The sequence below is a fragment of the Stenotrophomonas panacihumi genome (genome assembly GCF_001431645.1).
In the GTDB taxonomy this organism is placed as follows: Bacteria; Pseudomonadota; Gammaproteobacteria; order Xanthomonadales; family Xanthomonadaceae; genus Stenotrophomonas_A; species Stenotrophomonas_A panacihumi.
Map to the genome: position 1 here is coordinate 1 of NZ_LLXU01000139.1, position 9,366 is coordinate 9,366.

Consider the following 9,366-nt stretch of genomic DNA (forward strand, 5'->3'; position numbering starts at 1 on the left):
GCGGCCACCACCACGGTGGTGCCCAGGCTCACGGCGGTGTTGATCGCGGTCTGGGTGTCTTCCTCGCATTCGTGCGCGCCGCCCAGGCTCATGTTGATGACCTCGGCCGGGTTCGGGTTGTCCGGCACGCCGTCGATATGGCCGCCGGCCGCCCACACGATGGCGTCGTTGATATCCGAGGTGTAGCCGCCGCAGCGGCCGAGCACGCGCACCGGCACGACCTTGGCGTTGTAGGCGATGCCCGCGCCGCCGACGCCGTTGTTGGTCACCTCGGCGATCGTGCCGGACACGTGCGTGCCGTGCCAGCTGCTGTTGCTGGCCGCCGCGCCGGCGCCGCAGTCGTTGGCCGCGCTGTAGTCGCCGATGTCCCAGCCGCCCGGCACGCGGTCGTCGGTGTCGCGGTGGGAGACGAAAGCATCGGAGATGAAGTCATAGCCCGGCAGCAGGTTGGCTTCGAGATCCGCATGGTGGGTGGCACCAGTGTCGATCACCGCCACGACCACGCCGGCGCCCGTCGCGCCGCTGTCCCAGGCGGTGGTCACGCGCGCGCCGCCGGCGCCGGTGCCGTAGTGCCACATCTGGTAATTGGCCAGCACCGGGTCGTTGGGCAGCGCGGCGGCGTGCATCAGGCGGTCCACGCTGACCGACTCGACGTTGGGATCGGCGGCGAGCGAGCGCATCAGTGCTTCGGCCTGGCTGCGATCCAGCCGCTGCGAGGCGGCGACGACGTGCTTGCCACCCACGGTGGCGCGCACGGTGTGCATCTGCAGGGCGGACGTGCCCTTCAGCGCGGCGATCTTCGCGCCCAGCTGCGGGCGCGCGCGGTCGGTGGCGGCATCGAGCGAGCGCTGGCGGGCGGTGGCCTGCACGCGTTCGGCGCTGCCGGTCTTGTATTTGACGATGAAGCGCGGGGCCAGCGTGGTGTCGTTGAGCGAGGTCAGGTCGACGGTGCCGGCGAAGGCCGGCGCGCAGGCGGCGGCGACGATCAGGCTGAGGGCGGTGCGACGGAAGATCATGGGTGGATTCCTGGAAGGCGCATGGAAATCACGGCGCCCGGGGCGGGCGCCGTGTGTTGGGGAAGGCGTGGATTACAGGTCCACGCCGAAGCCGATGCCGGCCGAGCTGTCGCTGCCGCTGAACGCGCCACCGATGCTCATCGACACGCGCTCGCCGAAGGCCTTGGAGTAGCCGACCGACAGCGCGCTTTCGCCGTTCTGCCAGCCCACGCCGGCGGCCACGCGGCCACGCGGGCTGCGCGAATTGGCGGCGTTGATCGCCATGTTCATCATCGCGCTGCCCATCGCGCCCTGGCGGTCGATGCGCTTGTCCTGCTGGTTGAGGCGGTGGTTCACGTCATCGCGCAGGTTGGTGAAGCTGTCGTCCCAGTTCTGGAACCTGGCGTCGGTGTAGGCGTTGGCGGCGCTCAACGTCTGCGTGGCGGTGGTGTCGGTATACGCATTGGCCGAGGCCAGCGTATTGGCGTCGCCCTGCTGCACCTGGCCGACGTTGGCCGCATCGGTGGCCGCGGTACCGGCGGCCACATGGGTGACGCGGCGCTGCTGGGTGGCGTTGCCGACCGAGACGGTATCGGCCTCGTCGGCCACCGCGCCCTGGCCCAGCGCCACCGCGTTATTGGCGCTGGCGTGGCTGTCGGCGCCCACGGCTACCGCGTTCTGCGCCGAGGCATCGACCACCGCGTTGCTGCCCACGGCGGTGCCGTTGGCCGCGCCGACGTTCGCGCCGTTGCCCACGGCGGTGTCGTTGGCGTCGGTGGCATGGGAGCCGGTGCCCATCGCCAGGCCCTCGCCGGTACCGCTGGCGCCGCCGGCAGTGGGCGCCGGATTGGCCGAGGCGGTCTCCAGCGTGGAGACGCGATCATTGAGGCCGGTAAACGCGGCATCGATGGCGGTGAGCGTGTCGCCCACGCTGACGTAGTGCCCGCCCTGGAAGCCGAAGTCCGGCGCGCTGATGCCCAGGGTGTTGACCACAGCCCCGCCGCCCAGCGCGCTGGCCACGGTATCCAGCTGCGCGCCCACCGTGCCGCCGACGCTGGTCACCACCGCGTCGAGCTGGCCCTTGTTGACCGCGTCGTTGGCGTCCACCGCGTCGGCGACGTTGACGATGCGGCGTTCGGCGCCGGCGCTGCCCACCGAGATGACGTTGTCCTGGTCGGCGACCGAGTTCAGGCCGATGGCCACGCTGTTCATGCCGTACACCGTGGCACCACTGCCCAGTGCCACGCCGCCGTCCGTTTCCGCCACGGCATAGCTGCCGAGCGCGAGGGCATCGTTGCCGCCGGCATAGCTGTTGTAGCCGCTGGCGACACTGTTGGCGCCGGTCGCGAACGCATTGGTGCCGGTGGCGACCGAGGATTCGCCCGCGGCGTAGGCGTAGTTGCCGATGGCGGTGGCGTAATCGGCGGTGGCCTGCGCGCTGTCGCCGAACGCCGAGGCGCTCTGCGCCTGCGCCATCGCCGCGTTGCCCACCGCGGTGGCGGACAGGCCGGTGGCCTGGGCGGCATTGCCCATCGCCACGGCGGCGCTTTCGTTGGCCAGGGCGTCGGTACCGAAGGCGATGGCGTTGCTGGTTTCGCCGCTCACGCCCGGGGCGGTAGCCGCGTCCTGGCCGAAGGCGATGTTGGCGACGCCGGTGTAGCCGTCGGCCATGGCGTTCTCGCCGATGGCGATGCTCTGGTGGTAGGTGGCGATGGCGTTGCTGCCCAGCGCGATGCTGTCCCTGCCGTAGGCCACCGATTCGGAACCGATTGCCACGGATTCGGCGTCGTACGCCAGGCTCTGGTTGCCCAGCGCGACGCTGGCGCGGCCCTGCGCGTTGGCATTGAAGCCCACGGCGGTGGCGCCGCCGATGACGGTCGGGTCGAGCGAATCGAACTGCGAGGTCGGGTTGTACGGGTCGTACTCGGTGTCGCGGTCGCCCGCGCGCGATGCAGCGCCCAGCGCCGTGGCATAGTTGCCCCAGGCATACGCGCCGCCCCCGAAGGTCGAGGCGCCCAGGCTCACCGCATATGCCTTGCCGTAGGGGTTGAAAATCGCCCCGGGGCCGGCCGTGGCCGTCGCCCCGAATGCCGCCTGCCAGTCGAGCCAGCCGCCCACGGCGGTCGAACCCTGGCCCACGGCGGTCGCCGCGTAGCCCACCGCCGCGCCGCTGCGGCCATTGACGAAGGCCGAGTAGCCCACCGCCGTGCCCATGCCGCGGTTCACCACCGCGTTGGCGCCGATGACGGTGGAATTCATGTCCTGCCACACCACGTCGTAGGGCGAGTAATAGAAGTCACCGGTGGTCTGCGCGCCGGCGCCGATCACCACGTTGTTGTTGCCCAGCGAGCGCGCGTTGTTGCCGATGGCGACCGAGTTGACCGCCGATTCGGGCGCCGACTGGGTGAACAGGCCGTATTCGGACGTCTGGAACGTGGTGACCTTGTTGCCGTCCACGGTGGCCCCGTTGCCCAGGGCGATGGAGCCGGTGCCGTTGACGGCCGCGTTGTTGCCGATGGCCACCGAGTTGGTGGTCGGGGCTTCGACGGTGGTCACGGTACGGGTGATGACGGTGTCGCCTGAGCTGCTGTCTTCGGTGAACGTGGTGGTGCCGTTGACCGAGCGGGTCTTGGCATTGGTGCCCATCGCGATCGAGTTGCTGCCGTTCGCCGTGGCGCTGGTGCCCACGGCGATGCTGTTGCTGCTGCTGCCGGGGGGCGTGGTGGCGGTGGTCGGGGTGGTCGTCGTGGTCCAGCCGCCGGTGCCGTTGGTATTGACGGAGGTCGTGGTGGTGGTCGAGCCCGCATGCACGGCGCCGGCCTGGTTGCCGATCGCCACGCTGCCGTCGGTGTTGGTCACTGCGCGCACGCCGATGGCGGTGCTGTTGTCGCCCACGGCCTGGGCGGCGGTGCCCACGGCGGTGGTGTTCAGGCCCTTGGCCCAGGTGATCTCGTTGGGGTCCACCAGGCCGTCACCGTCCAGGTCGGTCCAGGAGCCGACCGCGGTCGCGTTCTTGCCGTCGGCCGTGGTCTCGTCGCCCAGTGCGGTGGCGCCATCGGCATTCGCCTTGGTATCGGGACCGCAGGCCAGGGACTCAGCGCCGGGCGCGGCGCTGTCCACCGGCAGCGGGTTGCCGGCGTCGTCCACCAGTTGGCAGTTCGTGCCGGCGTGGGCACTCAGGCTGAGGGCGGAAAGGAGGGCGGCGGCGAGGGCATGTCGCTTGAACGTGCGCGGGATCGGTTGCATGGACGGGCTCTGGCTGGGAAACCGCTAGATCGCCTGATCCGCGCCGGACGCGTCTGACACCCCCGTGACATCGGCGTCGGCGGGGGTGTCGAGCGTGTGACATGTGTGACATCGGCCTGACAACTCAAGCATTTGCGGTGGCAACCGACGCCGAAGACCTGCTCGGGCCGGCCCATGGTGAGCGCATCGGGCGCGGCTTTTTGCAGCGCAGCATGGCAAATCCGCAACTGCTGCTAGAGTGCGGCCCCGGTGCCTTCGGGCACGGAAAACCCGTCGTCTGTATTCAGCTTTTTCCCGCCACGGCCACCCGGCCGTTTCATTTCCGGAAATTCTGTTAGCGCTAACGGAATGTGTCGGGGGAAAACCGGAATAGCTTGGCGACGCCATCAACGAAAACGCGTCGGGAGTGTGGGAATGAAGTTGGTCGCGGGCATCGATGCAGGCACGCAGAGCATCAAGGTAGTGGTGTACGACCCGCAGTCCCGCCAGCTCGTGGCCTCGGCCAGCGCCGCGCTGGAACTGATCAGCGGCGAAGACGGCAGCCGCGAGCAGGAAGCGGCCTGGTGGGTGGACGCCGTGCGCAGCTGCTTCTCGCGCATCGACCCGGCCCTGCGTGGGCAGGTTGCCGCGCTGGCCGTCTCGGGCCAGCAGCACGGCTTCGTGCCGGTCGATGCGGACGGCAACGTGCTGGCCCCGGCCAAGCTGTGGTGCGACACCAGCACCAGCGCCGAATGCGGCGAGATCATGGACGCCGTCGGCGGCGTGGCGCGCTGCATCGAACTGGCCGGCAACCCGATCCTGGCCGGCTACACCGCCTCCAAGCTGCCGTGGACGCGCAAGCACCGGCCGGAGGTCTACGCCCAGCTGGCGAAGATCCTGCTGCCGCACGACTACCTGAATTTCTGGCTCACCGGCGAATATTTCTGCGAGTACGGCGATGCCTCCGGCACCGGTTGGCTCGACGTGCGCACGCGCACCTGGTCCAAGGAACTGCTGCGCGCCACCGACCCGCAGCGCGACCTCGGCGCCTGCCTGCCGCCGCTGGTCGATGCCGGCGCCACGTTCCCGATCGCCGCGGCCATTGCCGACGAGCTCGGCCTGCCGCGCGAGGCGGTCGTCGCCGCCGGCGGTGGCGACAACATGATGGCCGCCTTCGGCACCGGCGCCGTGGTGCCGGGCAAGCTGTCGATGAGCCTGGGCACCTCGGGCACGCTGTTCGCGTATTCCGACACCCCCGTGGTGGACCCGGCCGGCGCCTGGGCGGCGTTCTGCTCGTCCTCCGGCGGCTGGCTGCCGCTGATCTGCACGATGAACTGCACCGTGGCGACCGAATCCATCGCGCGCCTGTTCGGCTTCAGCACGCGCGAGGGCGATGCGCGCATCGCCGCCAGCGAACCGGGCGCGGCCGGCCTGACCTTCCTGCCGTTCCTCAACGGCGAGCGCACCCCGGACCTGCCGCTGGGCAAGGGCGTGCTCGCCGGCATGGACATGCACAACCTCGGCGAGGCGAACCTCTACCGCGCCGCGATGGAAGGGGCGACCTACAGCCTGAAGTACGGCTTCGACGCCTTCGTCGCCGGTGGCATGCGGTTCGATGCGATCGTGCTCACTGGCGGCGGCGCCAACAGCGCCGCGTGGCGCCAGATGGTCGCCGACATCTTCAACCTGCCGGTCGAAGTGCCGAAGCAGGGCGAAGGCGCGGCCTTCGGCGCCGCGCTGCAGGCGCTGTGGGCACTCGGCCACGCGCAGGGCGACGCCACCCCGGTGGCCGACGTGGTCGCCGCCCATCTCGGCACCGACCCGGCGCTCGGCGCCCAGCCCGATGCCAGCCGCCACGCCGCCTACGCCAAGGCGTACCGGCGCTTCCTCGACCACCTCTCCGCCGTGCGGCCGTTGTACGCCGCCTGATCCACTGTTCGACCTTTCCCCCAACACTTTCCAGAGCAGGTAACGACCATGAGCACCCAGCCTTTCATTGGCGCCAAGGAATACTTCCCCGGCATCGGCCGCATTCCGTTCGAAGGCCGCGACTCGGACAACCCGCTGTCGTTCAAGGTCTACGACGCGAACAAGAAGATCGGCGACAAGACCATGGCCGAGCACCTGCGCTTCGCGGTGTGCTACTGGCACAGCTTCTGCGGCAACGGCGCCGATCCGTTCGGCCCGGGCACCCGCCAGTACGGCTGGGACGCCGGCAGCGACCCGCTCAAGCGCGCCGAAGCCAAGGCCGATGCCGCGTTTGAATTCTTCACCAAGCTCGGCGCGCCGTACTGGTGCTTCCACGATGTCGACCTGGCGCCGGACGCCGAGGACATCGGCACCTACGAGAAGAACCTCAAGCACATGGTGGCCATCGCCAAGCAGCGCCAGGTCGAGACCGGCATGAAGCTGCTGTGGGGCACCGCCAACCTGTTCTCGCACCCGCGCTACATGAACGGTGCGTCGACCAACCCGGACTTCAACGTCGTCGCCCGCGGCGCCGTGCAGGTCAAGGCCGCGCTGGAAGCCACCGTTGAACTCGGCGGCGAAGGCTACGTGTTCTGGGGCGGCCGCGAAGGCTACGCCGCGCTGGTCAACACCCAGATGAAGCGCGAGCAGGAGCACATGGCCCGCTTCCTCACCGCCGCGCGCGACTACGGCCGCAGCATCGGCTTCAAGGGCAACTTCCTGATCGAGCCCAAGCCGATGGAGCCGATGAAGCACCAGTACGATTTCGACAGCGCCACCGTCGTCGGCTTCCTGCGCGCGCACGGCCTGGAAAAGGACTTCAAGCTCAACATCGAAGCCAACCACGCCACGCTGTCGGGCCACACCTTCGAGCACGACCTGCAGGTGGCCTCGGACGCCGGCATGCTGGGTTCGATCGACGCCAACCGCGGCAACCCGCAGAACGGCTGGGACACCGACCAGTTCCCGACCGACCTGTACGACACCGTCGGCGCGATGCTGGTGGTGCTGCGCCAGGGCGGCCTGCAGCCGGGCGGCCTGAACTTCGACGCCAAGGTGCGCCGCGAGTCGTCCGACCCGCAGGACCTGTTCCTGGCCCACATCGGCGGCATGGACGCGTTCGCGCGCGGCCTGGAAGTGGCCCACGCGCTGCTGACCGCCTCGCCGCTGGAGACCTGGCGCAAGGAGCGTTACGCCAGCTTCGACGGTGGCACCGGCCAGGAGTTCGAGCAGGGCAAGCTGGGCCTGGCCGATCTCGCCGCGTATGCTGCCAAGTCGGGTGAGCCCAGGCAGGTCAGCGGCCGCCAGGAAGCCTACGAGAACCTGATCAACCAGTACCTGATCCGCTGATGGGTCGGGCCCTGCCCATCGCAACGAACCGAACTTGGTGACTCCATGTCCAGTGTTCCGCTAGAGGCCGGCAACAGCGCCGGTGAAAACACCCGCTTCATCATCCTGATCAGCTGCGTCGCCACCATCGGCGGCTTCCTGTTCGGGTTCGACAGCGGCGTCATCAACGGCACCGTCGACGGCCTCAAGCAGACGTTCCAGTCGAGTTCGGCGGGCATTGGCTTCGAAGTCGCCTCGATGCTGCTGGGCTGCGCGATCGGCGCGTTCTTCGCCGGTCGCCTGGCCGACCGCTGGGGCCGCCGCGCGGTGCTGATCATCGCCGCGGTGCTGTTCCTGCTCTCGGCGATTGGCGCGGGCCTGGCGCACAGCTCGGCGGTGTTCGTGTTCGCCCGCGTGATGGGCGGTTTCGCGGTGGGCGCGGCGAGCGTGATGTCGCCGGCCTACATCGCGGAAGTCGCTTCCGCCCGTTATCGCGGGCGGCTGGCGACGGTGCAGCAGATCGCGATCATCAGCGGCCTGTTCTGCGCATTCCTGTCCAACTTCCTGCTGGCCAAGGCGGCCGGCGCGTCCACCCAGCCGCTGTGGCTGGGCCAGGAGGCGTGGCGCTGGATGTTCTGGATGCAGGCCATTCCCTCGGCGATCTTCCTGCTGCTGCTGCTCACCATCCCGGAAAGCCCGCGCTACCTGGTGGTGAAGGGTCGTCGCGAGCAGGCACTGGCCGTGCTGACCCGCCTCTACGGCGAGGCCGAAGCGCGCAACAAGCTGGTGGAGATCGGCAATTCGCTGTCCGAGGACCACCACCGCCCGAGCCTGAAGGACCTGGTGAACAAGCACACCGGCAAGATCCGTCCGATCGTGTGGATCGGCATCGGCCTGGCGGTGTTCCAGCAGCTGGTCGGCATCAACGTGGTGTTCTACTACGGCGCGGTGCTGTGGCAGGCGGTGGGCTTCTCGGAGAACGACGCGCTGCTGATCAACGTGCTGTCTGGTGCACTGAGCATCGGCGCGTGCCTGGTCACCGTGGTGCTGATCGACAAGATCGGCCGCAAGCCGCTGCTGTGGATTGGCTCGGCGGGCATGGCGGTGTCGCTGGCGCTGGTGACGTTCGCCTTCGCGAGCGCGTCGATGGACGACACCGGCAAGCTGGTGATGGCCGGTGGCATGGGCACGCTGGCGCTGGTGGCGGCCAATGTGTACGTGATCTTCTTCAACATGTCCTGGGGCCCGGTGATGTGGGTGATGCTGGGCGAGATGTTCCCGAACCAGATCCGCGGCTCGGGCCTGGCAGTGGCTGGCGCGGCGCAGTGGACCTCGAACTTCATCATCACGGTGAGCTTCCCGATCCTGCTGGGCTCCATCGGCCTGGCCGGTGCTTACGGCATCTACACCGTGGCGGCGTTCCTCTCCGTGTTCTTCGTGCTCAAGTATGTGTACGAGACGAAGGGGCGCGAGCTGGAGCAGATGGAAGGCTGATCGCTTTCCACGCCTTGAGTTTCAGGGGAAGGCCATCCGGTTGGGTGGCCTTTCTCTTTTCTGGTGGTTGGTCGTGTGCTGCAGGTGGGGCGCGTGTGGGTGCGTCGCGCGGCGCCCGGTGGGCAAGCCCCATCGGGACACGCCGTGAATCCATCCATGGAGGCTCGTCGGCGACATCCATGTCGCCAACGGTCCCGATGGGGCTTGCCCACCGGACACCCGATACGTTCCCACCGCGACGCAAAAGCCAACACCCCACGCCGCCTCGCCGCGTTGCCCTGGTGTTGATCTTCGATCCGTCGAGGGGATGTTGGGGGGCGTGCGGGGGTATGCCCTGGCGGGGGCGTGTGGCGAC

The 9,366-nt window shown here is 69.0% G+C and carries 6 protein-coding genes; 4 read left to right on the forward strand and 2 right to left on the reverse strand.

The features are described from left to right. On the reverse strand, positions 1-1,016 hold a 1,016-nt coding region (locus ARC20_RS17655; RefSeq protein WP_152983969.1), incomplete at its 3' end, for a S8 family serine peptidase. A gap of 72 nt (positions 1,017-1,088) precedes the next feature. After that, positions 1,089-4,241 (reverse strand): YadA-like family protein, encoded by a 3,153-nt coding sequence (locus ARC20_RS17660; RefSeq protein WP_057649393.1) that lies wholly within the window; start codon positions 4,239-4,241, stop codon positions 1,089-1,091. Between the two features lie 101 nt (positions 4,242-4,342). On the opposite strand from ARC20_RS17660, the gene ARC20_RS18440 reads away from it, so the two are divergent. The 4 genes from ARC20_RS18440 to ARC20_RS17675 all read left to right on the forward strand — a co-directional run bounded on the left by ARC20_RS18440 (position 4,343) and on the right by ARC20_RS17675 (position 9,011). Continuing rightward, positions 4,343-4,579, forward strand: coding sequence for a hypothetical protein (locus ARC20_RS18440; protein ID WP_146165771.1), 237 nt, complete (start codon positions 4,343-4,345; stop codon positions 4,577-4,579). Positions 4,580-4,655: 76 nt separating this feature from the next. After that, a complete protein-coding gene (gene xylB, locus ARC20_RS17665; RefSeq protein WP_057649394.1) occupies positions 4,656-6,149 on the forward strand; it encodes a xylulokinase in 1,494 nt (497 codons plus the stop codon). Positions 6,150-6,197: 48 nt separating this feature from the next. After that, positions 6,198-7,538 carry a xylose isomerase gene (gene xylA / locus ARC20_RS17670; protein WP_057649395.1) on the forward strand — a complete coding sequence of 447 codons (1,341 nt, stop codon included), beginning with the start codon at positions 6,198-6,200 and terminating at the stop codon, positions 7,536-7,538. 45 nt (positions 7,539-7,583) lie between these two features. Continuing rightward, positions 7,584-9,011, forward strand: coding sequence for a sugar porter family MFS transporter (locus tag ARC20_RS17675; RefSeq protein WP_057649396.1), 1,428 nt, complete (start codon positions 7,584-7,586; stop codon positions 9,009-9,011). Positions 9,012-9,366 lie beyond the last annotated feature (355 nt).

What these genes read in the sequence shown, in the direction of transcription:
- ARC20_RS17660 (WP_057649393.1), bottom strand. Translation starts at nt 4,241, where the DNA reads ATGCAACCGATCCCGCGCACGTTCAAGCGACATGCCCTCGCCGCCGCC.
- ARC20_RS18440 (WP_146165771.1), top strand. Translation starts at nt 4,343, where the DNA reads ATGTGTGACATCGGCCTGACAACTCAAGCATTTGCGGTGGCAACCGAC.
- xylB (WP_057649394.1), top strand. Translation starts at nt 4,656, where the DNA reads ATGAAGTTGGTCGCGGGCATCGATGCAGGCACGCAGAGCATCAAGGTA.
- xylA (WP_057649395.1), top strand. Translation starts at nt 6,198, where the DNA reads ATGAGCACCCAGCCTTTCATTGGCGCCAAGGAATACTTCCCCGGCATC.
- ARC20_RS17675 (WP_057649396.1), top strand. Translation starts at nt 7,584, where the DNA reads ATGTCCAGTGTTCCGCTAGAGGCCGGCAACAGCGCCGGTGAAAACACC.